21 protein-coding genes are annotated in these 26,700 nt (G+C 43.5%); 14 read left to right on the forward strand and 7 right to left on the reverse strand.

The genetic code is table 11. The features are described from left to right. Positions 1 to 293: 293 nt before the first annotated feature. The 3 genes from I6E61_RS12980 to I6E61_RS12990 all read right to left on the reverse strand — a co-directional run bounded on the left by I6E61_RS12980 (position 294) and on the right by I6E61_RS12990 (position 2,888). Positions 294 to 944, reverse strand: coding sequence for a DUF1449 domain-containing protein (locus I6E61_RS12980; protein ID WP_194365112.1), 651 nt, complete (start codon positions 942 to 944; stop codon positions 294 to 296). A gap of 199 nt (positions 945 to 1,143) precedes the next feature. Further along, positions 1,144 to 2,145 carry a PD40 domain-containing protein gene (locus I6E61_RS12985; RefSeq protein WP_197135133.1) on the reverse strand — a complete coding sequence of 334 codons (1,002 nt, stop codon included), beginning with the start codon at positions 2,143 to 2,145 and terminating at the stop codon, positions 1,144 to 1,146. A gap of 257 nt (positions 2,146 to 2,402) precedes the next feature. After that, the gene (locus I6E61_RS12990) at positions 2,403 to 2,888 is read right to left on the reverse strand and encodes an META domain-containing protein (protein WP_197135134.1); all 486 of its coding nucleotides are present in this window, start codon (positions 2,886 to 2,888) and stop codon (positions 2,403 to 2,405) included. Positions 2,889 to 3,360: 472 nt separating this feature from the next. Between I6E61_RS12990 and map the strand changes: the two genes are divergently transcribed. Both map and glnD read left to right on the forward strand, forming a co-directional pair. Continuing rightward, complete coding sequence (map, locus tag I6E61_RS12995) at positions 3,361 to 4,155, forward strand: type I methionyl aminopeptidase (RefSeq protein WP_197135135.1); 795 nt, start codon at positions 3,361 to 3,363, stop codon at positions 4,153 to 4,155. Positions 4,156 to 4,446: 291 nt separating this feature from the next. Next, positions 4,447 to 7,191, forward strand: coding sequence for a [protein-PII] uridylyltransferase (gene glnD / locus I6E61_RS13000; RefSeq protein WP_197135136.1), 2,745 nt, complete (start codon positions 4,447 to 4,449; stop codon positions 7,189 to 7,191). Between the two features lie 114 nt (positions 7,192 to 7,305). Here glnD and I6E61_RS13005 read toward each other — a convergent pair whose 3' ends face one another. After that, entirely contained in the window at positions 7,306 to 7,980 is a 675-nt protein-coding gene (locus I6E61_RS13005) for a hypothetical protein (protein ID WP_197135137.1), read from the reverse strand. Positions 7,981 to 8,238: 258 nt separating this feature from the next. Here I6E61_RS13005 and dapC point away from each other — a divergent pair, with 258 nt between their 5' ends. From dapC to I6E61_RS13050, 9 genes are all read left to right on the forward strand, one after another. After that, positions 8,239 to 9,471 (forward strand): succinyldiaminopimelate transaminase, encoded by a 1,233-nt coding sequence (gene dapC / locus I6E61_RS13010; protein ID WP_197135138.1) that lies wholly within the window; start codon positions 8,239 to 8,241, stop codon positions 9,469 to 9,471. A 151-nt stretch (positions 9,472 to 9,622) separates the two neighbouring features. Beyond that, a complete protein-coding gene (locus I6E61_RS13015) occupies positions 9,623 to 11,563 on the forward strand; it encodes a DUF294 nucleotidyltransferase-like domain-containing protein (RefSeq protein ID WP_197135139.1) in 1,941 nt (646 codons plus the stop codon). Positions 11,564 to 11,579: 16 nt separating this feature from the next. Further along, complete coding sequence (locus I6E61_RS13020) at positions 11,580 to 12,185, forward strand: 3'-5' exonuclease (RefSeq protein WP_197135140.1); 606 nt, start codon at positions 11,580 to 11,582, stop codon at positions 12,183 to 12,185. Between the two features lie 108 nt (positions 12,186 to 12,293). Then, entirely contained in the window at positions 12,294 to 14,297 is a 2,004-nt protein-coding gene (gene dacB, locus I6E61_RS13025) for a D-alanyl-D-alanine carboxypeptidase/D-alanyl-D-alanine-endopeptidase (protein WP_197135141.1), read from the forward strand. An 86-nt stretch (positions 14,298 to 14,383) separates the two neighbouring features. Beyond that, positions 14,384 to 14,899: an ABZJ_00895 family protein gene (locus I6E61_RS13030; RefSeq protein ID WP_197135142.1), complete on the forward strand. Its 516-nt coding sequence runs from the start codon at positions 14,384 to 14,386 to the stop codon at positions 14,897 to 14,899. A 162-nt stretch (positions 14,900 to 15,061) separates the two neighbouring features. Continuing rightward, complete coding sequence (locus tag I6E61_RS13035; protein ID WP_197135143.1) at positions 15,062 to 15,610, forward strand: DUF421 domain-containing protein; 549 nt, start codon at positions 15,062 to 15,064, stop codon at positions 15,608 to 15,610. Between the two features lie 154 nt (positions 15,611 to 15,764). Then, positions 15,765 to 16,253: a 23S rRNA (pseudouridine(1915)-N(3))-methyltransferase RlmH gene (rlmH, locus tag I6E61_RS13040; RefSeq protein WP_197135144.1), complete on the forward strand. Its 489-nt coding sequence runs from the start codon at positions 15,765 to 15,767 to the stop codon at positions 16,251 to 16,253. Positions 16,254 to 16,320: 67 nt separating this feature from the next. Then, complete coding sequence (locus I6E61_RS13045) at positions 16,321 to 16,875, forward strand: GNAT family N-acetyltransferase (RefSeq protein ID WP_197135145.1); 555 nt, start codon at positions 16,321 to 16,323, stop codon at positions 16,873 to 16,875. Positions 16,876 to 16,933: 58 nt separating this feature from the next. After that, the gene (locus I6E61_RS13050) at positions 16,934 to 17,863 is read left to right on the forward strand and encodes a class III extradiol ring-cleavage dioxygenase (protein WP_227685916.1); all 930 of its coding nucleotides are present in this window, start codon (positions 16,934 to 16,936) and stop codon (positions 17,861 to 17,863) included. Between the two features lie 30 nt (positions 17,864 to 17,893). Here I6E61_RS13050 and I6E61_RS13055 read toward each other — a convergent pair whose 3' ends face one another. Next, on the reverse strand, positions 17,894 to 19,387 hold the full coding sequence (locus I6E61_RS13055; protein WP_197135146.1) for an amidase: 1,494 nt from the start codon (positions 19,385 to 19,387) through the stop codon (positions 17,894 to 17,896). 315 nt (positions 19,388 to 19,702) lie between these two features. Then, on the reverse strand, positions 19,703 to 23,146 hold the full coding sequence (locus I6E61_RS14370; RefSeq protein ID WP_197135147.1) for a DNA translocase FtsK 4TM domain-containing protein: 3,444 nt from the start codon (positions 23,144 to 23,146) through the stop codon (positions 19,703 to 19,705). A 568-nt stretch (positions 23,147 to 23,714) separates the two neighbouring features. Here I6E61_RS14370 and trxB point away from each other — a divergent pair. Genes trxB through I6E61_RS13075 form a run of 3 tightly spaced genes read left to right on the forward strand, consistent with a single transcriptional unit; the run spans position 23,715 to position 25,985 of the window. Further along, on the forward strand, positions 23,715 to 24,737 hold the full coding sequence (gene trxB / locus I6E61_RS13065) for a thioredoxin-disulfide reductase (protein WP_197102416.1): 1,023 nt from the start codon (positions 23,715 to 23,717) through the stop codon (positions 24,735 to 24,737). Further along, a complete protein-coding gene (gene aat / locus I6E61_RS13070; protein ID WP_197135148.1) occupies positions 24,738 to 25,544 on the forward strand; it encodes a leucyl/phenylalanyl-tRNA--protein transferase in 807 nt (268 codons plus the stop codon). 51 nt (positions 25,545 to 25,595) lie between these two features. Continuing rightward, on the forward strand, positions 25,596 to 25,985 hold the full coding sequence (locus I6E61_RS13075) for a MerR family transcriptional regulator (RefSeq protein WP_197135149.1): 390 nt from the start codon (positions 25,596 to 25,598) through the stop codon (positions 25,983 to 25,985). 66 nt (positions 25,986 to 26,051) lie between these two features. Here I6E61_RS13075 and rimI read toward each other — a convergent pair whose 3' ends face one another. Beyond that, positions 26,052 to 26,516, reverse strand: a complete 465-nt coding sequence (rimI, locus tag I6E61_RS13080; RefSeq protein ID WP_197135150.1) for a ribosomal protein S18-alanine N-acetyltransferase — start codon at positions 26,514 to 26,516, stop codon at positions 26,052 to 26,054. Between the last annotated feature and the right edge of the window lie 184 nt (positions 26,517 to 26,700).

The raw sequence follows: 26,700 nt of genomic DNA on the forward strand, positions 1-26,700 counted from the left end.
TTTAAAACCGTTTAAATCATTGCTAAAAATATTATTCATAAACCAGAAATTCTTCTAAAAACTCTGACTAAATCCCTGTTTATTCTGTGAACTTATTCTGTGCTAATAGTAATGATGATGTGCTGAAAATAATGATGGCGAATCATCGTGACTAAATTACTTACTAGTGGCTAAATTATTTATATAGTCGATTCAATTTAAAAGTAGTACAAGGCAACCGAGTGTAGATGTATATCAAATACTTCAAGCGAGGTTAACGCAGTAACACTTTTATAGTGGAGTGACTATAGTGGTTATTTATCTTTTACAGGGGCGACGCGATAGGTATTGGCTGCCTCTAAATATTCCACCAACATCACTCGATCGCCTTGTTTCAGCGAGCCATCATTGATGTCTGAGCGAATTTTGAGTATCAATCCTGCACCGCCATCATTCAGCTCCACTTCGCCATGTTTGTCCGTGACACTAAGGGTACGCACAACCGCGATTTTGCCAATATTGCTAGCAGCATTGCGTCTAGGTATTTTGGCTATTTTATTGCGGATGGGAGAGATGATGATACCTGTCAGCCACATGGAGATGACCAATACAAAGATTAGCGCTCCGGTGCCGAATAGATAATATAAGATGCCTGAATCAAAATTTTGATGTAAAAAACTGGTATAGAAGTAACTTAACAACCAACCAATTAAACTGATTAAGCTAAGGATAACGATAAGCGGCACGCCATACAGACCGAATTTGAGCAGCAGCCCCGACACAAAACCTGATGAGGTCAAATTGCTACCCTCACCACTTGCATCGCCAATATCTACCGTATCCATATCTGCCATACCAAGTAGAGAAACCATCCAATACAAGGTCACAAACATCACCAATCCTGTAAAGACTATCGTCGGGTACAAGCTGATTTTGGTGATGAATATCAAAAACGACTCTTGCATTATGTACTTTCTCCTTTTGCTCACCTAACCCAGTATCTCTATATACAGCATGTTTATATATAGTATTTTGATACGCAGAATCTTGATGAGCCGTTTATAAAATTTATGTGATGTTCATGAAAACTTAAGTCATAGAATCAACTTATGTTTCTTTATTAATTATATAGACATCTCACCCTATAATACATAGATTTCGCCATTAGCGTCCCCAAATCGGTGAACGCACCATCCCGCCAGCGTCACTATTAATACTGTAGCTTGTGTTGCCAGATAACGAGCGGATGACGAGGCTACCTATATTTCTAGTGCCTTGGCTGCTCACTTGCGAGCTACGCATTGGATAAACTGCATACTGTCCAGACGGTGATAACCGTGCAGGCTCATCGAGTCCTGTTTCTGCGAGATCGATAGTTTGACGGCTAGCCAATGTCATAACCGCAGCCTTGCGACCGTTGAGATACGCTAACTGCTGACCATCTGCACTAAGCTGAGGACTCGCGACATATCCACTAGTCGGCATAGGTATCGCATTGCCAGTGGCAAAGTCATAGCGATAGATGCTTGGGCGTCCAGCACGGACTTTATCACTGGTATAGACAAAGCTTTTGCCATCAGACGCATAGCTTGGCTGTACCTCAGTGCTTGATAATGTAGTCAACTGTTTGGTATTACCATCGCTGAGACGCATCTCATAAATATCTGCGTTGCCACCGACAGTTGAGCTATAGATGAGTTTTTGACCATCAGGTGAGAATGACGCGGACATGTTACTGCCTTCAGCATTTACGATTAGACGTTGGGTGTTATTTTTTCGGTCATAGATATAAATTTTTGGGTTCTGACGTGGTGCTTGTTTACTATAGGCAAGCCGTTGACCATCAGCAGACCATGCAGGCGCATAGATATAGCCATTTATCTGATCAATCAACTGACGATCGCTACCATCAGGACGTATGCTATACAGTGTCGATATTTTTGCGGTGCCTGTACCCTGCTCATCCACATAGGCTATGCGCCCTTGACGGTCCATCACAGGCATACGCGCAGTTAGTGGATTACTCTCGACGGTACTGGTAGACGTATTGGCTGGTTTGCTAGGCAGCGTCTGACAGCCAGCTAAAGCGCTGAAAGCTGCTATAGCGACCGTGCTGCTTATCATACGTACACTGATCGTTGGTTTTAACAAATAGGTTTTTAGCATAAGGTAAAGTCCAATAGGTACGCTATGAAAGATACGTCGCAAAATGTTGGTTAGACGCAGCGTGGCTCAGATGCAGTGTTGGTCAAATACAACCTGTTACACTAGTGTAACGTAAATTGGACTTTAGTTTTGAACAAAAAAAGCCCCACTATAAAGTGAGGCTTGATCAAAATACTACTTTGCTTTGAAAGCTTGTATTGCAACACAGCTTGTAGAGAGACTAAGTTGCTTAAAGATTGGATTAGTTATAAACAGCTTTATTTAGCAATGGCTTTGAAATGTGCGATTTGACTGTCATTCTTGATGGTCAAAATAGGGACATTATTGGCATTTTTATTGAGGCTATACTTACCTTGTACAGTTGCCAAAGCCGCTGTGTCAAAGCTGGCTTGTGGCTCTGGGCAAGCCATCATAGTACTAATGCCGTTTTTAATTTGTACATCGCCATTAACAACACTATAGCCCGCACTCATATTATTGCAGGTGTTCATAAATGCTACGTAATCGCTGCCGTCATTATTCATAAAATTTAGCGTTAACGGTTTGGCAGGATCAAAGAACAGTTGGCTAATTTTATCACCGTTGGTGAGCTTAGCATCGACCAATTGCCATTTATATGCCTGTAAAGCAGCAGAAGTTACTGGTTGAGTGACAGGTGCCGTAATATTTGTGGTTTGGCAACCAGCAGCAAGCGTACCTATAGCTAGCGTTGCAGCCATCATTATTTTAGTTGTGTTCTTCATATAAACTCCTATATCGATTCCATTTAAAGTGTTAAGTATAGATGCCTAGTACTAATCTAGTACAAATGGCGTTTTATATTTTCCATCAATGAGTTTTATTATTAATAATTATCAAACTTGTCAATCTGCATAGCGCATTCTATTGTGCATAATTAATACCTGATTGTCATCATAGCTTCAGTATAGTCATTCCACTATAGAAATATTATTGCGTCAACCTCGTTTGAAGTATTTGATATACACCTACACTCGCTTGTGAACCATGCTGATAGCGCCTGTTATGTAGGTAGCTATTCGATAATACGAACACAATACTCATCAGTACAAAAATCTTGAAATTTTTGAGAACAGGACTATTAATACCAGTGTACGGATAATATAGCGCCAGACTTGCTCGCCACTCTCTCAAAACAGTCGCGCCTGCATTTATGCTATAATCCACCACATTAATTCCATAACTATAAGTACGATTATGATGACTAAAAAATCCTTGATCCAATCTCCAGAAGCCATAGAAAAAATGCGTATCGCTGGTAAACTGGCCAGCGACTTACTGGTTATGTTAGACGAACACGTTAAAGTGGGTGTCAGCACCGAAGCATTGAACCGTCTTGCTCATGACTATATCGTTAATGTACAAGACGCTATCCCTGCGCCACTCAACTATAATGGCTTTCCAAAATCAATCTGTACCTCGGTCAACCATGTGGTTTGTCACGGTATCCCAAGCGAAAACAAACTGCTAAAAGATGGCGATATTATCAATATTGATGTGACCGTCATCAAAGATGGCTATTACGGCGATACATCAAAAATGTGGATTGTCGGTAATGGCTCTATTATGGCCAAGCGTATCTGTAAAGTGGCACAAGATGCCCTCTATGCAGGTATGAGTGTCGTCAAAAACGGTGCACGTCTAGGCGATGTAGGTGCTGCGATTCAAGAAGTGGTTGAGCCGGAGCGTTTCAGTATCGTACGTGAATTCTGTGGCCATGGTATAAGTAATGAATTCCATCACGAGCCACAAGTCATGCACTACGGCAAAAAAGGCACAGGCTTTGAGCTAAAAACAGGCATGACGTTCACCATCGAGCCAATGATTAATGAAGGCAAATGGCAGACCAAAATCTTGCCGGATGAATGGACGGCTATTACCAAAGACCGTAAGCTGTCTGCCCAGTGGGAGCATACAATGGTCGTGACAGACAACGGTTGTGAGGTGTTTACCGCCCGCCCTGAAGAAGATTTAAGCTTTTTGACTCAGTAATATAATAAAAGATCGCCTAGGCGGTCTTTTTTTTGGACTATAATCAAGGTGAATTGAGTATTGCGCTTATTGGTCTTTTATCTTTATACTTTTCGCACCAATACCATTTTATTACATCTTGATTTTTATAGTACGCTACATATAGGCGGTTCAATATAATTTGGATACAAGAGTAGTAAACTAAGCAAGACTGACACCGTATCAAATTATATAGGATTGACTATAGCACCCTAGTTGTCATAGGCTTTAAGCTTAACGAGCTATCTCTAAACTCTTAATTGGATAACACTCATGTTTAATTGTGATATCACCTCTATTGACCTAACGCCATTACCGTTGCTGTCGCATGATATAGCGACCAACACATCACTATCAGATAGCGATAACGCCGAAAAACCACTACTTGGTATTCCTAAGTGGTTGACTCAAATTAATGAAGACATCAGTCGTGCACTTGAACGTGGTGTTAATATTCGTCAGTTAGTGACCGTTCGTGCCTGCGCGATAGATGAGTTACTGATTGCTTTGTTTAAGTGGTTTGAGCTAGATAAAACTGACTTGGCATTCTTTGCCACTGGTGGTTATGGTCGAGGCGAGCTGTCACTTTATTCAGATATCGATATTTTACTACTCTCCCCTGATGAGATTAACGCTGAGACTAGCAGTAAAATCGATCGCTTGGTCGCAATGTTATGGGATATAGGACTGGAGCCTGCGCTCTCGGTACGCACCGTCAATGATGCGCTCGAAGCTGCGCTTGATCATACGATTGCTAGCGCACAGCTAGAAGCTCGGTTATTGATTGGCAATGAAGCATTGCAAGAGATGCCCGTTAAAATTGTCAATGAACAGTGGTCGCCTCGTAGGTTCTTTGAGGTAAAAATTGAAGAGACCAAGGCGCGCCATTTACAGCACAATGCTACCGAATATAATCTTGAGCCAAACATCAAAACTGCCCCTGGTGGCTTACGCGATATTCATATTATCGGTTGGGTGACCAAGCGTTACTTCCGAGTGGGCAAGTTGTATGACTTGGTACAGCAGAACTTTTTGACTGAAAAAGAATTCGATGAGCTGAGTTTTGCAGAAGGTTATTTATGGCAGATACGTCATTACCTGCATGTATTGACAGGTCGTAACGAAAACAAGCTACTGTTTGATTACCAGCGTGAGATTGCCCAGCTAATGGGCTATGAGACTCAACCAGACGACGAGCCTAATGCCGCTGTTGAGCGCTTTATGCGGGATTACTATCGCTGTGCCATGCAGATATCGACCCTGTCTGAGATGCTCACCAATCATTATTACGAAACGATTATAGAGCCAAAACTATCAGATGATGAACGCCCTAAAAAGCATCCGATCAATGCGCGCTTTAATCAAGTTGGCGATCAAATCTCTATGGCGCATCATCGGGTATTTGCCCAGCATCCAGAAGCCATTCTGGAGATGTTTTTATTGATGGGTCAGCACAATATCAAAAACGTCCGTACACATACCCTGCGCGCACTAAAAATCGCAGCACGTGGTATTGATCAGGTTTATCGTGATAATCCTGTTCACCAAGCGCTGTTTTTGGCCAATTTGAAAGAACAGAATTATCTGTTTCACCGTCTACGTACCATGAACCGTTACGGCGTATTAGGCAATTATATCCCTGCTTTTGCCCAAGTCACTGGTCTCATGCAATACGATTTATTTCATCGTTATACAGTTGATGCGCACACGTTGTTTTTGATTCGCATATTGCACCGCTTTACTGATTCGCGCTTTTATGAAGACTTCCCACTTGTCAGCTCTATCTTTCAGCGTATCGAACGCAAAGAGATATTGGTACTGGCTGCGATGTTCCATGATATCGCCAAAGGTCGCGGCGGCAATCATAGTGAACTTGGTCAAACCGAATCGATTGAGTTCTGCTTAGCGCATGGCATGAGTTTGGCGGATGCCAACTTGGTCGGCTGGCTGACCCGTTATCATCTATTGATGTCGATGACCGCTCAGAAAAAAGATATCTCAGATCCTGAGGTTGTCACGCTGTTCTCAGACCTCGTCGGTAATGTCACTCATCTCAACCATTTATATGTGCTCACCGTGGCAGATATGAACGCCACCAATCCACAGTTGTGGAACAGCTGGCGTGCCACGTTAATGAAACAGTTATACTCACAAACTCGTCGTATTTTGCGCGCTGATATCGATGCACCAACCAACCGCCAAGATATGATCAGTGCGACACGCAAGCAAGCATTGGAGATGTTAGCCAATGTAAATAATCAGCACATGAATCGTGAAGAGGTCTTGAGACTGTGGGATGACTTGGGCGATGAGTACTTCTTACGAGAAATCGCTGAAGATATTTTGTGGCATACCGAAGCTATCTTGAATCACCCACCGATTGGTCTTGCCTCCAACGCTGACAGTCCGCCACTGGTCGTGCTGCGTGAGCATAGAGAGCTGGCGCTGGATGCCGTGCAAGTCTTTGTTTATACCCAAGATCAGATGAATCTATTTGCCGTCACTATGGCAGTGTTCGATCAAATGAATCTAGATGTTTTAGATGCACGCATTATTACTGCCACGCGTGACTTTGCGTTGGATTCTTATGTATTGCTTGATCCTACTGGCACTTTGTTAATCGATGAAGAGAGTCAACAAGAGCTTAAGCAACGTTTGATTAGCGCCTTTAAAGATCCAACAGTGCTAAAGATTACGAACAAGCGCATTCCGCGTCAGCTCAGAAACTTTGAGGTGACCACGGTTATCAAATTTGAGTTTAACGAGGCCTCAGATCAGCACGTGATGAGCTTAGAGACACTCGATCAGCCAGGATTACTCGCACGAGTCGGGCAAGTATTCTTGCAAGAGAAGATTGAGGTTCACGCGGCTCGCATTACCACCTTGGGTGAGCGTGCAGAAGATATGTTTTATATCAGTGATCAGAACGATGAGCCACTATCTGCTGACAGACTAGAAGCCTTAAAATTAGCATTGATTGCCAGTCTTAGTGTGCAGAAAGACTGCCCGCTTTATTAAGTCAAATTTGGTGCAGTAGGTACGTCAAAAAAGCCCTATAGAAAAGCAGAAAGCATGCTATTGATAGAATTATCGATGGCATGCTTTTTTTGTATCTAATAGCAAAGCGTTTGTTTATAACGTGCTTTTGTATATCATCTCGCTAGCGTGCTCATTGAGCTCATCATCAGCGAGGTCTGGCGGCAGAATATCTGCCTCGAGGTTCTTTTGCGTCAATATTAAACGCCCAGCATCGACCTCTATTTTTAGCAAACAATGCAAGCTTGCTAAATGAAAGCTTTTGTCAAAATACTCATACATCTCCCTGAGAGAAAGAGGGGCATTGGCATGCACATCTGGATAAAGACTGTCTTTTGCCAGAATAATCATCTCATTCATGGCTTCTTCACGTAGCAACTCATCTTTGTCAATTTTGCGTTGTAAAGTATTCGCCATTTGACCTTTGGCTGCCAACATAACCACAAATATGATTGTCTGTAAGGTAAACAGAGCAACATATTGCCATAAAGGTAGTATGATACCCAGCAATTTGCTGAGCAACATCAGCAGCATCGCCACGATGACATAGCTGACCAATTGCCATAAGAACCACATCATCAAGCTGTTTTCACCATACCAAAACATTTTTCTTTCTTTATGGTTAATCAGTTGCTGACGCGATTGCCACCAGCTGTGCTCACGTTGCTTAAGTCGCTCGTACAATTTAGTACGGGGCAGCAAGCTACCATTAGAGTTTTCATCATTGATATCTTTAGCGTCAAGACTATCGGGCTTTGCAACACTAGGCATATCAAATTATCCTTACCATGAACTATCATTGAGACTGATAGAGATTTTTGTATTGTTATAAGTTATCAATTGATAAGATTTTCTGAGCATTTTTCAGTACATTACCTCTGCGTCTGTTTCATCAGTTATGCTCAAATAGCTTGGCAGTCTGAGCATGAAAAGAAGAAAAAGACAAAAAACAAGAGAAGTGCTACACTGCTTAAATGTAAATTTTCTTTATAACTTTATTATTAATTGTCTATTATAGTTACCCTACCTATGAATCACAACTTAACGTACCTGCATCCTTACCCTTTTGCAAAAATGGCTACCCTACTGGCCGATAGCACCCCAGCCCATAACTACAGTGAAATCAAACTGGGTATTGGTGAACCAAAGCATGAGCCACCCGCTTTTGTACTGGACGTACTACGCGAAAATTTGGACAAAATAAGCCGTTACCCAACGACTAATGGCCTGTTTGAGCTGCGCCAAACCATTGCTCACTGGCTAGAGAAGCGGTTTTTCTTAAATCATGTCGACGCCAATACCCAAGTATTGCCCGTGATGGGAACACGCGAGGCTATTTTTAGTTTGGTACAAGCGGTCGTCGATCACAAAGTCATCGATACTGACAATCATTCGCTGTCTGTATCTGGTCAACCTCCTACGGTGGTTATGCCCAACCCGTTTTATCAAATATATGAGGGTGCGGCAATATTGGCACAGGCAACGCCTTACTTTGTACCTTGCACACTAGATAATGACTTTAAAGGTGATTATCGCGCAGTACCACAAGAAGTTTGGGCAAACACGCAGCTTCTATTTGTCTGTAGTCCCAACAACCCAACAGGCTCAGTCATGACGATGGACGATTGGGAATATCTCATTCGCCTATCCGATCATTACGGTTTTATCATTGCTAGTGACGAATGTTATAGCGAGCTGTATTTTGATACAGCACCGATTGGACTATTACAAGCCTGCGCGGCACTCGGTCGTCATAAATTTAAAAACTGTATCGTTTTTCATTCTTTATCTAAACGCTCAAACCTACCTGGTTTACGTTCAGGATTTGTGGCGGGTGATGCCAATATTTTGCAGGCGTATCTGCAATATCGTACCTATCAAGGTTGTGCCATGCCGATACCACATCAGCTTGCCTCTGTCGCTGCTTGGCAAGATGAAAAGCATGTGGCGCACAATCGCGCACTGTATCAAGAAAAATTTGCCTTATGGATGTCTGAGCTTGGCGATCTATTAGAGTTACGGATGCCTGAGGCTGGATTTTACTTTTGGATAAAAGCGCCTAAGCAATTCAATGGTGATGACGAGCTGTTTGTCAAAGCACTATACGAGCAGGCCAATATTCATGCCTTAGCAGGTCGCTATCTATCACGTGAGGTGAATGGTAAAAACCCTGGGCAAGGTTATGTGCGTATTGCTCTGGTCGCTAGTGTCGAAGAGAGCCGTGAAGCGATAAGCCGTATTCAAAAATTACTTGGTGCATAGGGTGCATAAGCAGTCGCTTTACACGCATTAATCTTCAAGAACAATACCAACCTCTAATAGCCACAATATAAATGTGGTTATTAGAGGTTTTTTGCTGTAATAGTGCTATAGTTAAGTATCTCTTACCCAATATGCCATCAAGGATGATGCCATGGCCCATCTTGATTTTACCCAGCCGCCCTTTGATGTATTAAGTATGGCTGAACGTCAAAGCATTAGAAAAAACACCCAAATCCGCTATCTTGCCAAAAGCGAAAGCCTACTAGCAGAAGAGCTGAAATGTCTGTATGTGGTCATCAAAGGACAAATTGAGCAGTCACTCGGCGGTGAGTTCGTCGGCTCCTATCTAGGAAGCAATCATTCTGATCATCTCAATAATAACGACTGGTTCGACAGTCGTCGTTTGCCCGAGTCATCGGCAAACGGCAATTCTAATACTGAAGCCTTACAGACCTATCAATTTACAGCTGCCGAAGATACTTTGCTACTACAAGTCGCTGGTAGCGCAGTCGACAAAATCAGCGCACAAAATCATCTAGTACGCCAAATGCTATCCGATAAACTTCCTGAACGATTAAAAGCGTTACAGCAGAGACGTAATCATAAAGTAACCAATCCTAACGCCTATAACGATCAACAAGAAGTTCAGCAAATCATGCTGCAACCAGTGATAGATGTCAGTTTATTACCCGTACATATTGTGGATGCCAGTAACAGCTTGTATGACGCCGCCTGCATCATGACTCAGGTAGGACTGAAGCACGTACTGGTACGACCATCAAATTCTTCGGAAAACACTGAAAATGAACATCATGGCACTGGTCATCTGTTAGGGATTTTAACTGATACCGATATTTGCCGTGCGGTGAGTGAACAGCAGAATCCTGCCACGACTACCTGCCAGCGTTATGCTAACTTTAACCTGCGTACCATTAACGCTACTGATGAAATTGGTGATGCTCTATTGACCATGACTCGCTATCGTATCCATAGATTACCCGTGATTGATCATAATGGTGACGTGGTAGGAATACTTGGACAGAGTGATATGCTCGCTCATATTAGCCATCACTCACAGCTCATTAGTATTCAAATCGAGCAGGCAAAAGATCTATCAAGTCTAGATACCGCTGTTGAGCTGATCGGTCGTTATATTCGTGTGCAACATCAAAATGGCGTCAAAATCGGTAACATTAGTCGCATGGTACAGACACTCAACGCACAGGTATTTACCAAACTGTGGCAACTCATCGTGCCTGATGAAGTCATGGCAAACACCTGCCTCATCGTCATGGGGTCAGAGGGTCGCGGTGAGCAAATCATGCGTACTGACCAAGATAATGCGCTCATCATGCGTGATGGTTACACCCATGATAATCTGGCACAGTTTGCTGATACCTTTAATAGCCATTTGGCGACGTTAGGCTATCCCCTGTGCGATGGCAACATTATGATGACCAACCCGATGTGGCGACAACCGCTAAAAGCATTTAATACGCAAATCAGTTTATGGTTTAAAAACATCGATCCGATGCATGGTATTTATTTGTCTGCCATCCTCGATGGTGAGTATGTCTGCGGTGATGAGTCGTTATTAACTCAAGTACGTCAACATCTAAAAGTGGCTCATCGACAATCAGACCCTATGTTTGTACGCCAGTTCGCACGAGCTGCGCTACAGTTTGGTGATGTCAATCAGTGGTGGCAAAAATTCGTTCCACTACTAGGTGGCAAGTCAGATTCGCACGATATCGACCTAAAAAAAGCCGGTATCTTTCCACTGGTTCATGGTATTCGCACTTTGGCGTTAGAAAATGACATCTTAGAAGTCCCCAGTACCAAGAATCGCCTAAAGGCGTTGGTAAAAAATCATGCATTAACCCAAGAGCGTGCAGACAACTTGTTAGAGGCTTTGGAATTCTTTATGGCACAGCGTCTATCAGTTGCTCTGTCTACCGATGACAGACACGCACGCCAAGTAAATCCAACGACGCTGACGGCGCTTGAGCGTGACTTGCTAAAAGAGTGTCTGTCTGTGGTCAAAAGCTTTAAGACACAGCTACGTCAGCACTATCAATTAGAAATAGCATAAACAAATGAGCACGCATATGAGTTGGCTAAAACAGTTGTCTTGCACTTGGCAAAAGACGCAATTACAGCGTCCAGAGTTAGCCTCGATGTTTACCCAACCGATGGCTGAGCAGTGGGTGGCGATTGACTGTGAGATGACAGGACTCAATCCCAAAAAGCATCATGTACTGTCTGTCGCAGCGATTCATATCAATGGCAATACCATCGATACGGGCAATGGCATGCACTTGGTCTGTAGACCACCTGTGATGCCTGACCGCGATACCATTGTCATTCACGGCTTGCGTACCGCTGATGTCGAGCATGGTATGAGCTATGATGAAATGCTGGCGCTACTGTTACCGTTCATAGATAACCGACCTATTATTGGGTTTTGTACGCAGCTAGATACTGGCTTTTTGAATCCTTTGGTCAAGCGCTATATGGGTACCACGCTGCCCAATGAAATCATCGATGTGCGGCATTTGTACAGTCGTCGTATGAGTGGTCACACCCAAGGCCTATCTAACCAATCGCAGCATTTGACCAATATATTAGCGCATTATAATATTCCTGATCTGGGCGCTCACGATGCTTATAACGATGCCATTATGACGGCGATGGCCTTTTTGCACATGCGTTAATATCATTTATAGATAACAAAATCGAGCTTTTAACAAGCCTCTCAACCTACGCGAAAACGGCAACTCATGTTAGTATAGTCGGCTTTTACCACCGACTAAAAGATGCTCATGCGACCTACTTCCAAACGCTCTCTTTCTCCTGCCCTCGCTGCCAAACTTTCACCGATTTTTCACCATCTACGACCGTTTAATCAGGTGAGTAAACGCTTAGTCGTACTGGCATTAGTCGCAACGCCGCTATATGCACAGGCAGCATTGCCAGCAGCTATTCAAGTGGCATTATCACGAGCTGATTTAACGGAAGCTGATATCAGCATTGTCATCACGCCAGTCGGCGATAAAAACGCTAGTCACCTGCCCGCTCCCATTCAGGTCATTGACAGCCAGTCGGATAGCTCTTCTGAAAACACTTCTCAATCAGAGCTAACGACTAAATCTACGTCTGATACTAGTGGCAGTGGCCAGAAAACAACACAGAGTGATGCTCACGATGAAAAAAGTCATTTAGTGCAACCAAGCACATTGATTACGATTGAACAGCGCACGATTAAAAAGCGTGAGCAAGCACTGCATGCTTATACGGATGACCCTTACACCTACCAAAGTTTAGAAAGTATCCCAACCGTACTGGGTGACTCGTCAAAACCAACGGTCATTGACGATCATAATAAAAATGGTAATGCCGATGGCAGCACGGGTACACCGTCTATAAAGATGTCATTTTCACCACTACTGAGTCATCAACCTGATATCGCTCGTACACCTGCCAGTACCATGAAACTCGTTCCCAGCTTTATTGCTTTAGATACCTTGGGAGCGGGCTTTGTCTGGCATACACGTGTCTACCATACTGGCCTTGTCATCGGTGATCGTCTACACGGTGACTTGGTTATCCAAGGCAGTGGCGACCCAAAAATGACTCATGATCGTCTGGCACAATTGCTTTATAAAGTACAGTCAGTTGGCATTCATCACATCGATGGAGATATCATCATCGACAGCGCTGTCTTCAAAAACATCACTAAAGATCCTGCCGCCTTTGATAACTCACCATTGCGTCCTTATAACGCCAGTCCCGATGGTTTTTTGGTTAACTTCAGTACCATCGGTATCAAAAGCTACCCATTAGATAACGGTCAAGCCAGTCTGACTTATACGCCGCAATTAGCAAACTATCAATTACCCACTACCATAAACACCCGCTCAGCGAGCTGTGGACAGGCAAGCTATAGCCTCTCGCCGCAGTGGCAAACCAAACAACTGCTATTAAATGCCGACTTGCCAAACAGCTGCGGCGAGCATGTTTTTTATGTTGCGTATCCTGATGCCAAAGACTTTGCTGCACGCATCATCGCCGAAAAATGGCAAGCACTAGGCAATACACTCAGTGGTGATGTCATCACACAAGAAGTGCCTTATGCTAGGACAAAGTCTCTAAAATCGACACGCGGTCTCACAGCATTGTCTATGTCGCCTCTGCCTATTGTCAGCTACCCCTCCTTGAACCTCACTCAGCAAATTTATGATATTAACCACTTCTCCAATAATGTGATGGCGGAACAAGTGGCTCTATCGATAGGTGCTTATAGCCATGTCGATGGCGTCAAAGCTCATGACGAAACATATGTAAAGAACCATAGAAATGAAAGTAGCCTATACCAATTTGGCAAACCTACTACTACCGACTATCCAGCTGCATTGCAAAGTATCAAGCAATGGTGGCAATCCAATCTAAGCACCCCACCACCTCATCTAACTAACGGCTCAGGACTCTGCCGCGAATGCACCATCAGTGCGGCCAATCTAAGCGAACTATTAACATACGCTTATGATAGTCCAAGCTTCGATGCTTACGTCGATTCATTAGGTGTGGCAGGTGTCAGTGGCACCATCACCGCGCATGGCGAACGTTTGCCAGAGTCTGCAGCCATTGGCCGTGCATGGATAAAAACGGGTACTCTAAATAATGTGACCTCGATGGCAGGTTATGTCAAAGGGTTGTCAGGACAGGATTATGTCGTCGTGGGACTTATCAATAGTGAGCAGGCTCTGAACGCTTATACTGCCAGACCAGTATTGGATGCGATGCTCGATTGGACAGCTGAACATTGATTACTTTTATCAAAAATACTTTGTAATGAATAGTTGATAATATATTAACTCCAACCTTATGTTTTTACCTTTATAAAGGTCAGATTATGCCACGCAAGATAACCAATATCAGCAAGCCTAGCCCTCAGTCGGGTCGCGATGGACTAACAAAAAATAATGGATTGGCTCAACCCAAACTGGCGCAGTATATTGGTTTTTTTGCGATTGGTTATACGCTTGCCAGCGCAATATTTATGATGATTCAGACCCAGCTTACCTTGAGCTCACAGCTGGTCACGGTGCTATCTATCATTATTGGGGCTTATATCGCCGTCAGTAAATTCGTCAAGCACCAACAGCGAGCATTGGATAGAAGTGAGATTAATCGCATTATGCTGAGCGGAGTTGCTGTTATCTGGCTGGTGACTGCGCTTTACTTTGTAGCCATATGGTTTTGGTTATTTGACACAGTGAGCCGTGAAGTCTTAGTCGATATGGCAATGCAAAAACCTTTACCACTGCTCTCAGCACTCGTTATGATATTGGTGCTCACATTGGTCAGCGCTCGAATCAGTCTTTGGGTACTCAACAGCCTACTTGACCCCAAACGCAAAACTCGATAAACAATTAGCAAGCACAGAAAAACTATAAGTAGCGAAAAAATTGGCTCAGTTATCGAGCTGTGTCGCCTATAAACTCTATTGCGTTAACGCTACGCTAATGAGTAAAATTTTCGACAATGACTTACTTTGGACAATAACCTACTTTGAATAGGAGCGAGCATCATGGAAATGTTATTTTTTGACAACATAGACAAGCTTGGACATATCGTCTTAACGACCGTTATGATTTACGTATTCATCGTATTGATTACCAAGATCTCTGGCAAGCGCTCGACCTCACAGCTCAACAACTTCGACTGGGTCGTCACCGTGATGATTGGCTCATTAGGTGCCAGTACTATTTTGCTCAAAGACATTCCTTTTGTCGAAGGGGCTTCATCGATTTTAGTACTTTATGTGTTGCAGTTTTTGGTCACCAAATATGCGTCTATTTCAACGCCCTTTAGCAGTTTTATTTTGTCTGAGCCACGTATCGTCTTTTATCAAGGACAGTTTTTGCCAGATGCAATGCGAGATGAACGGCTGACCCGTCAAGAAATCGAATGTGCGATGCGCTCTGAAGGCATAAACAGTTTTGATGATATTGAAGCCATTGTCTTTGAGTCTGATGCCCAGCTCACTATTATTCCAAAGCCAAGCACGACTGATGCGAGCAAGGATAACCCAAACACAGAAGCAACTGTCTCAGACACTATTGCACCGCTAATGTAAAATATATAGTCGGTGAACTACTAAACCGCTACGGCGTTACCCTCCTTAGATGTACTACTTGTACAATCTGCAGTCGGCTGCCTTGTACCCATTTTAGAGTTCTTTGACTATAATCACATTTTTCATTTTATCAATTATTGAAATGGTAACTACTATGAAGGTAAGAATTTTAACCGTCGGTAATAAAATGCCAAAATGGGTACAGACGGGTTTCGATGAATATTTTAAACGTATTCAACCCATGCTTAGCACAGAGATTGTAGAGCTGGCTGCTGCAAAACGAGCAAAAAGCCCTTCGGATGCCAATCTAGCACAGTACCGTGAGCAAGAAGGTCAGGCGATATTGTCCGCTCATAACACGTCAGGTCGTGAGCAATTATGGGTACTGGATGTCAAAGGTAAGATGATCTCAACAGAAGGATTGGCTGATAAACTGGCTGATGGTATGCAGCAAGGCGATGATATTGCTCTAGTCATTGGAGGTGCAGATGGTGTTTCGCCAGAAGTATTGGCCAAAGCCGATGTAAAACTATCACTATCAGCGCTGACATTACCTCACCCATTGGTACGTGTTGTGCTCATGGAACAGTTGTATCGGGCGATGAGTATCAATAATAACCATCCTTATCACCGTGGAAATTAATAGCCGTACAATTATCTTAAGTGAACAACCAACACGCCCAAGTTGAATAAAAAATATCAGGTCATATATGAATTCGCATGGAGCTTTTCAGACAAAACGAACGAACGTTTTTTATATTAATCATGATATGGCTAAAGAAGTTCAAAAGTATCTCACTAGAAATAAAACTAGACTGTCGCTTTTTGAGCCATTAAGGGCCTCTGAATACTATACATTAGCCAATATAAAAGAACGTATTGACGCTTCAGTATCTGATCAAAAAGACGCTAAAGGCGTTTCTTTTGTCGTGACATTGAAAGGCTCTCAAGAAGTTATTGCCGTTATAAATTTCACAAACTTTATCTTTGGGGTATTTCAAGCTTGTTATTTGGGCTTTTCTATTGATGAAAAATACGAAGGAAAAGGCATTATGTATGAAGTATTATCAACTGCCTTAATTTATATAAGAGATACATACGCTCTGCATAGAGTGATGGCTAATCATTTACCTGATAACAAAAAGAGTGCATTTTTATTGAAAAAACTTGGGTTTGTACAAGAAGGATATGCAAAATCATATTTGATGATTAATGGTATTTGGCAAGACCATGTTTTAAATGCTTTGATATTTGAAAACTCCTAAAATATTTCTAGACAGCAAATGCTTTATAAAAAAGATATCTGCTAAAACAGATTGAAAAATGCGTACTTACCCTAATAAATGCAGCATGAAATATCCAAAAACTGCGACACCTGACGCCTCTCATCCAAGCCATCAATACGATGAGTCCCATCCCAATTCGCCAGCACCTATCACTGCGGCTGGTGTTTGGGCAGATGCACCTGAGGTAGCCCCCAATGCTACTAAATTTGCGAAGCTACCAGCGGTGTTTATCTCGCATGGTGCGCCCACGCTTGCTATCGAGCAGTCGTCCACCACCAGCGCGCTGGCACGTATCGGGCAAAACTTACCAAAGCCACGTGCTATCCTTATTATGTCCGCGCATTGGCAGTCATCCAAGCTTGAAATCAGCAGCAATCCACAACCGAAGACGTGGCATGACTTTTCAGGGTTTTCGCCTGAGTTGTACGAGCTACAATATCCAGCAGCTGGTCATCCCACGCTTGCGGAATCACTCGCACAGCAGCTCACCGCACGCGGTATTACTTGTAGCGTCAACCCTGTCCGTGCGTCTGACCATGGGGTGTGGGCACCCCTCAGACATCTGTACCCAGAGGCAGACATACCTATCGTACAAATATCTTTACCTCGGCATTATGACAGTGTCGCCTGTTATCAATTGGGCGCACAGCTAGCACGACTGCGCCATGAGCAAATACTCGTTATTGGTTCAGGTAACATCACACATAACCTGAGCGCCATGCGCTGGCAATCTGACAGTATCGATCAAGCGGCCAAAGACTTTAAGCTATGGCTACTACAGCAGCTTAAAATAGACATACCCACTGCTCTCGACTGGCAGCAATACCCTAACTATAAAGACATTCATCCAAGTGACGAGCACTTGCTGCCGCTGTTCTTTGCATTAGGTACTGGTCAGCGCGTCTCAGTCGTCCACCAAAGCATGGCCCATCATAGTTTGGGTATGGATATTTATCGCTTTGATTAACATGTACTAGGCCGTGTCCTCATCATAGCGCTACTGTTCAAACGCAGCTTTCGTAAACAATCCCGCACGCTCAAACTCACCTGCCACACTAAATAGTGTGGCTTCATCGTTCATACGCCCAATCAACTGCATACCAATCGGTAAGCCTTTTTTACTCATGCCCAGTGGCAATGACATAGCAGGTAGGCCTGTGACATTGCCTAATAATGTAAAGGCCATTTTGCCTAGTATCGGTTGGCTTAGTTTTTCAATCATACCAGAGCGAAAAGCATACTTACCCATATCAAAGCCTTTATTGAGAAACTCTGCACTACGCATCAGCATTTCATCCGTGCGGCTGGGTGGCAATACTCCATGCTTGACCGCAGGTGTGGGTACGGTCGGGCACAAAATCATATCGTAGGTTTCAAGCAACAAGCCAGTCTGATATTGGCTATGATGCCAGCCATGTTTGGCATGAGCCAAATCAACCGCTGATAGCGAGCAACCTAGCAGTGCCATATTATAAGTTTGCGGCTCTAGATTCTGGATATGTTCGATACCAAAATCACGCTCGAGATTGTCAATGGTAAAAGCAGTATGAGCACAAACCACCACCATAAAATCATGCCAGAATTGTTCAATATCAATATTAGGTTCGGCAGGTACTACTCGATGACCCATGGCTTCTAGCTGCTTGGCAGTCTGCTCGAGGACCGCCAGTACCTCTTTGTCCACCACAGTATTGGCAATCAATGGCTTCTGATGCAGTGCAATGGTTAATTGTCTAGGCGCTCGCATGGCTGCTTGTAAAAAAGTACCCTGTGGCGGCGCGATGACATACGGAGCACCGATTTCCACACCGCTTGTTGCATCGAGCATAGCAGCACTATCACGCACGCTACGCGTAATCACATGATCAGCGACTGCTCCTTCCCACCCTTCTCCAAATGATGGGCCCATTGGGTTACGACCACGGCTGGGTTTGAGTCCAAACGCGCCGCACCACGCAGCGGGAAAACGTATCGAGCCACCGCCATCACCGGCTCCTGCCATCGGTACGATGCCACTCGCCACGGCTGCTGCACTGCCGCCAGATGAGCCTCCAGAGCTATAACACTTCTTAAATGGATTATGAGTCGCACCATGAGCTTTGGGTTCAGTCGTGATAATCAAACCAAACTCAGGCGTATTCGTTTTACCAAAGGTATTGACGCCAGTGGCTTTCATCCGTTTGACGATTTCGCTGTCTTGTTCTGAGATGATATGGACGCTACGACTGCCCATCGTGATGGGTTCATCAGCGAAACTAAACGATAAATCTTTTAATAGATAAGGCACACCATTAAATACGCCAGAGGGCAATCCTGCCTGCGCCGCACGATACGCACGTTCATCAAAACGGTGGATAATGGCATTTAATTTAGGATTTAATTTGTTTGCCTGACTGACTGCTGCATCTAACAATTCCTTGGCGCTGACCTCACCTGCATTAACCAATGACGCTAATGCGAGACCATCGTACTGGGTATACTCTTTAAACATAACCGACCTTCCTTGGAGAGTAATTGAATGGAGAATTTTTAAAATTAACAAATATTTATCGATAAATAACTGTCAGTTTAGTATAAAAAACCACTACTTATGACCGATAAACGAACTCATTAGTCACTTAGGTACTGAATTGCCTGTTATTTATGTATAAATCTAAACTTGAATAATTAGAGTCTTTTTAGTGACAATATTTCAGTATTATATGCCTAAGCACTTAATTCCTCACTAAAAACATCATTATGCTTACTCAATAAAAAAGGCGAGCCACTTTCGTGACTCGCCTTCTTATATCATTAAATCTAAACGCTACATTAACAGCTCACGCTTGCCGCTTTTACCCATCGAGCTAACCAGTCCGGCTTCCTCCATTGAGTCGACAATACGTGCTGCACGGTTATAGCCAATACTAAATTTACGCTGGATGCTAGAAGCAGAGACTTTACGCGTCTCCATGATAAAGGCAACTGCATCGTTGTATAAGTCATCATCTTCACCAGAGGCATTGCCTGAGCTACCACCACCACCTGGACTAGATAACTCAAAATTCCCTGCCATATTATCAATATAGTCAGGCGCACCGCGCTCACGCCAAGCGTCACACACACGGTTGACCTCTTCATCGCTGACATATGCACCATGCACACGATCAGGCTCAATTTGCCCTGGCCCTAAAAACAACATATCACCATTACCTAGCATATCCTCAGCGCCGCCACTATCCAAAATCGTCCGCGAATCGACTTTTGAGTTAACACGCAATGCTGCACGTACTGGGATGTTGGCTTTAATCAGACCTGTAATGACATCCACCGATGGACGCTGAGTGGCTAACATTAAGTGAATACCGGCTGCCCGCGATTTTTGTGCCAGACGCGTGATTAGTTCTTCGGCTTGTTTTCCGACCTGCATAATCATATCGGCAAACTCATCCGCGACGATGACAATCATTGGCAACGTTTTTAGCTTGGGTGCTTGGCTGATACTCACGCTATCATTCGGTCGCCATAATGGATCAAGCATAGGATTGCCTGACTGTTCGGCAGCGCGCACTTTTTTATTGAATTCATCAAGCTTACGAACTTTCAGTAAGCTCATTAGTTGATAGCGGCGTTCCATCTCTGCCACACACCATGACAAGGCACTCGCGGCTTCCGTCATATCTGTCACAACAGGCGTTAACAGATGCGGAATATCATTGTAGTTGGCAAGCTCAAGCTGCTTGGGATCAATAAGAATCAGACGCAGCTCATTAGGCGTGTATTTGAGTAACATCGACAGTAGCATTGAGTTAACCAGAACCGATTTACCAGAACCTGTTGTACCAGCGACCAGCATATGCGGGGCACGTGCAAGGTCAGTAATGATAGGTTTACCGCCAATATCTTTACCCATCGCCATGCTAATTTGCGCTTTTGGGTCTTTAAACTTTTCAGTATTTAGCAATTCTATCAGACGCACCATTTCACGCTTTGGGTTAGGTACTTCAATACCGATATAAGGCTTGCCAGGTATTACCTCAACCACACGCAGAGATGCCATAGACAGTGAGCGAGCCAAATCACGTGAAATACCCGTTACCTTGCTAGCCTTTACCCCTGCCGCCAGCTCGACCTCAAAACGTGTTACGACTGGCCCCGGAATCGCATTGACGACTGATGCTTTTACATTGAATTCTTGTAGTTTAATTTCTAACAATTCTGATAGCTCAACCAGTTTTTCTTCGGTATAACTCGGTTGGCGATTCGGGTCTGGATTGTCTAAAATTGACATCTCAGGAATAGGCGTCAAACTACTACGGTAAGCCGCTGTTTTCATTGAGCGTGACTTGGTACTAAACGCTGCATCATCGCTAATATGGGGCATAACAGGAGCAGCGTCAGCAGCGCTCGTATCATCTGGCATCATATCAGCAATATGGTTGCTAGAATCTCCCTCAGGTATGTCAAAACTAACATTGGATTTAGGGGCAACAACTGGCTCAGCGACAGCCGCTGGTGGTAATGTTGGATTGGCAGGCGGTGTATTGGTCGGCGTCATATCGGCCATTTCTGACATTGGCTCAATAGCTTCTGCTGCCAGTTGAGTAGCTGACTTTGCAATCGCAGCCGACGATGCAATCGCAGCCGACGACGCAGTACTGCTTAATATATCAGTTTGATTACTAGTTGGTTTATCGACAGATGGACTCGAATCACGAGCTACTGAAGCAACAGGTATACTCGAAGGCTTATTATCAGAAAGCTTGCTATTAGGAGACTGTCTATTAACAGCATCACCACTGGTCAAATCTGGCACAGACTTTACGACAGCTTCTCGTACTGGCTGCTCCGCGACACTGCCAGACTTAAGCGTTTCTATAGACGCTTCAGTAGTAGGTACTGAAATATCTGCATGCTCTGCTAGCCAAGCATCTGCCAATGTATCAATGTTATCTACTGGTACATCAAGCCCAGAATCTGCCGTATCTTGGTAAGCTATCTCACTATACGCCAACTCATCAGTTGGTGACTGAGTAACGTTTGTTGCTTGACTCACCGTTAACCGAGTATCGGATATCTCTGCGGTCGATACGGTCGGAGCAGATGGCACAGATGACTCTAGCGACTCAGTATTGGTATGACTAAATTCAGTATGATTAGGTACTGGTGCAGTAAAATCTGAGCCATGACCGCTCATATTATCGGTGTTGTAAGCCATCTGTTCACTGGCCAATAAATCATCAACGGTATTTGCATCATTCCAAGCAAAGCTCGGCTCTACTTTACGGATAGGCGTCATTACAGAGCTTGACGTCGGTGATGTATTAGCATGATTGATCGTATTATCAGTTGTACCGCTAGGTGTCGCTGTTGCCGCCTGTAGCTGTTGGCTATTTTCATTATTAGACATGGCACTTGAATTAGACATAGCCGCTTGCGTTGCTGCTGCCATCGACGCTTTTACGCTATCAGCAAGCCCTGACGTTGATAAAAAGTCTGATAAGACATTGCTGAAACGACCACTATTTTCTACTGCTTTTACACTATCTTCAGAGTGTAGTTCAAGCGGTAACTGCTGCTGTTCTGAGATTTCTTTAGCTGTCTTATTCGTTGCTATACTTTCGTTATTTTGCTCTGAGGTAATGCCTTCTTGAGCAGAGATATCATTCTGCGCCATGCCTTTGTGTTTGACCCCTGAACCTAGCCATGACAATGCTGTCACTTTCTGATAAATCGCAAGCCAATGAATATTAAAGGCAAAAGTCGCTGTGATAATAACGAAAGCCGTTAAGAAGAGCACACTCCCCCACTGCGATAAAAGCTGAGCCAATCGAGACTGTAGCTCCAACCCTATAATACCGCCAGCAACTCCTTCTAGCCTTGTCGCTGCAGGATCCGTTACGTGCTGAACCAACGCAACCAATTGTGCAAATAAAGCACTCGCACTTAATAATAAAAACACATAAGCAATCAAACGCATCAGCCAAAATGTTGGTTTGTTGTCCCACCAGATAAGGATAGACTCATAAACCAAAAATGCTAGCAGCCACCATGCACCAAAACCGAAGAAGCTATAGAGCAAGTCCGATAACCAAGCACCCGATGCACCACCCACATTATTAATCGTGGTCATATCACTACTGATATGCGACCAGCTAGGGTCGTTACCTGTATACGTCATCAAGATGACAAAGAGATAAACGGCCAATATTAACCCAAGGAGGGTAAATATTCCCTTTTTTAAATACTCAATAAGCGGTGCTGATATCACGTAAGATCTGCCTTGTTATTAATACTAAATGGTCGTCAACGCATGACTAAGCTTAATCATGCTGACATAAAGTGCTGACATAGAGATACCGATATAGAAGTGCGGATATAAATATCTCTGGCAAAGTGTTTAGAACGCATTGTCTGTCATAAAGACGAGTCATAACAGCCTTCTTTCTGCGCCCCAATACACTTGGCATAACTTCTTATAATAACAAATACATAGGTATAGTGGCGACAGTCTTCTAAAGAAAGAGTGCAAGAAAGTTAGCTAATATACGATTTAGATAAAAAACCCTACTTTTAGCAATACAGCTCATAGAATAAGGCTAACAATCTTATATAGACCTTATAAAATAGTCGTCATTTATGGCAACAATACTTCAAGGTTTATATGCTTTAATTCTAATGATATCCATGTTGATTTTAGCAAACTTGCACTTTGCACGCCGTGCCCTTATGTTATTATCACACAGCAATGAGAAAAACCATATTAGTCGTCATTTTGAAAAACTTTACTATATTAATTACTCCTATTTTTAACTTTTATATTTAGCAAGGAATTACCCATGGCAACTGAAAATACAGCGCCACGTCACGAAAAACTCATCATCCTAGGCTCAGGCCCTGCTGGTTATTCTGCTGCCGTTTATGCAGCACGCGCCAACCTAAAGCCTGTCATGGTTACAGGCATGGAAGTGGGCGGACAGCTAACCACCACCACCGAAGTCGATAACTGGCCAGGCGATGCTCATGACTTAACCGGCCCTGCATTGATGGAACGCATGAAAGCCCATGCAGAACGTTTTGGTACAGAATTAGTCTATGACCATATCAACGAAGTAAACTTGAATGAGCGCCCTTTTCAATTAACGGGTAATAACGGTAGCTACACTTGTGATGCCCTAATCATCTCAACAGGTGCATCTGCTCAGTATCTGGGGCTAGAGTCAGAAACCAAATTCAGGGGCCTTGGCGTTTCAGCTTGTGCTACTTGTGACGGTTTCTTCTATAAAAACCAAAAAGTCGCCGTCATCGGTGGTGGTAATACTGCTGTCGAAGAGGCTCTATATCTATCAAACATCGCTTCTGAAGTAACCCTAGTCCATCGCCGTGATAGCTTACGCTCTGAAAAAATCCTACAAGACAAACTGTTTGAAAAAGCCAAAAACGGTAACGTCAAAATCGAGTGGAATCACAGTGTCGAAGAAGTGGTTGGTGATGACATGGGCGTCAATGGCGTTGTTATCAAATCAACCATTGATGGCAGCACCAAGCAACTAGATGTATTTGGCATGTTTGTGGCCATCGGTCATAAGCCTAATACGGACTTATTCAAAGGTCAGCTAGATATGAAAGATGGCTATCTTACTGTCCAAAGCGGCTTAGTAGGTAATGCCACGCAAACCAGTATCGAAGGGGTGTTTGCAGCAGGTGATGTCGCCGATCATGTCTATCGTCAAGCCATCACATCTGCTGGCACTGGCTGTATGGCAGCACTTGATGCTGAAAAATACTTGGATGCATTGGGAGAGACCGTTGCTCGTGATCATACTTACGATTCAACACTAACTGCAGATAAAGAAGCCTAAATGGGCAACCTTACTCAACAGAATTATCAACACATCACGCCTGAGACTTTAAAAAGTCTTGGGCGTTATGACTTTCCTGATCCTATTTCTATCGACCCTGACGGCATTGGCATCGTCGCTATGGGTGGCGATTTGGCACCAGAAACCCTCATCTCTGCTTATGCACAAGGACTGTTCCCTTGGTTTAATGAAGATGAGCCGATCGCTTGGTGGTGCCCTGAACCACGATGTGTAATAGTGCCAACAGACTATCAGCCAAGTAAATCATTGCGCAAACAAGCGAATCGCGCCCGTTGGCAACTGACACTCAATCAAGCATTTGATGACGTCATACATGCCTGTAGCTTACCGCGCAGTGACCGCCTTAATGACAATCAGCCTGAAGGAGAACATACTTGGATTCATGATGAAATGATTGAAGCCTACACCAAGCTGCATGCGCAAGGGTTTGCACATAGTGTGGAAGTTTGGGATGATAAAGGGCAATTGGTTGGCGGACTTTATGGATTAAAAATAGGCAATATCTATTTTGGTGAGTCGATGTTTCACTGCGCTTCCAATGCCTCAAAGTTAGCTTTTTGGGGTCTGATGCGCTTATGTGAACAAAGCCATGTAGCGTTGGTCGACTGTCAATTACCGAACGATCATCTTATGAGCTTAGGCGCAACGACCTTACCACGTGTAGAGTTTCTCACTCAGTTAGATACATTGATAGCTGGTGATGCCATCACATGGCAAAATAACTCCCACAAACCGTTGCCAGTGTCGCAACTCGATAACGAAGAACCTTGGCAGCTCAATTTATAATGAGCATTATGGCTATTAACAAGCACTTAACTATAGACCTATGAGACCATTATGGCATCTGATAAATCATTCTTGTTAATTGGAGAATTAGCGAAAAAAGCCAATACTACTAAGGATACTGTGCGCCATTATGACCAATTGGGTCTGCTAAAGTCACGTAAGCGTCAAGCAGGGTCACGACTGTATACAGAGTTCCATCCAGAATGTGTCGAACGTATCGAGCTAATCAAGAGTGCACAAACGGTAGGCTTTACTCTCAACGAAATGAAAGATGGCTTCAATGATTTTTATGCTGGGAAAATTAGCCTCGACGAACAATTAAGTTTTAATCAAAAAAAGCTGGATCAAGTTCAAAAACAGCAAGCCAATACTAGCATCATGATTGAGCTCTTGAGCGAACGAATTAAAGAGCTTAAAGCTATGCAGGCAGACGGCGACTAAAATTATCGTATAAAATCTGATGAACAAACATCTTAAAACAATAAAGCCAATTCAACTTATATGTCACTACTGATAAACATGCTGCATAATTAAAGCATCGACTGCTAGCTGATAGTAGCCTTTGCGTTTATGGATCACTACAAACTCTTGCCGCTCGTATAATGCTATCGCAGGAGTATTATCTGCACGCACTTCTAATAATAGATTGTCCACCTGACTGTCTTTTAATACTATATTTAACCTAGCAAAAATCTGCGACGCAATACCTTGACGTTGATAGTTAGGGCGTGTGCCAATACGTAAAATTTCTGCTTGTTCAAACACCACTTGATATAAGCAGTAACCAACCACTTCGTCAGTCTCTGTACTCATAACGACCATTAAATCTATACTATCTTGTTTGAGCAAATCGTTTAGAGTCTGTTCAGTCCATGGTTCTTGTAACTGTACAATACTCTCGATCATCGCAACTGCTTGGACAATCGCTGCATGCTCTTCTGCTTCAGACTCTAGTATTTTTATATGAAACATCTGCACTCTTCTATCTCTTTTCTTAAAACACACATTATATTATCACCGATTATAGCCACCCATAAAAAAAGCCGTTCTCAATAAAGAGAACGGCTTTTGACTAACGCGTTAAATACTAGGATCAGTATTAAACGTTTACGTTAGCAACAACACCAGCGCCTACAGTACGGCCGCCTTCACGAAT

This window comes from Psychrobacter sp. NZS113 (assembly GCF_015864825.1).
Lineage (GTDB): Bacteria > Pseudomonadota > Gammaproteobacteria > Pseudomonadales > Moraxellaceae > Psychrobacter.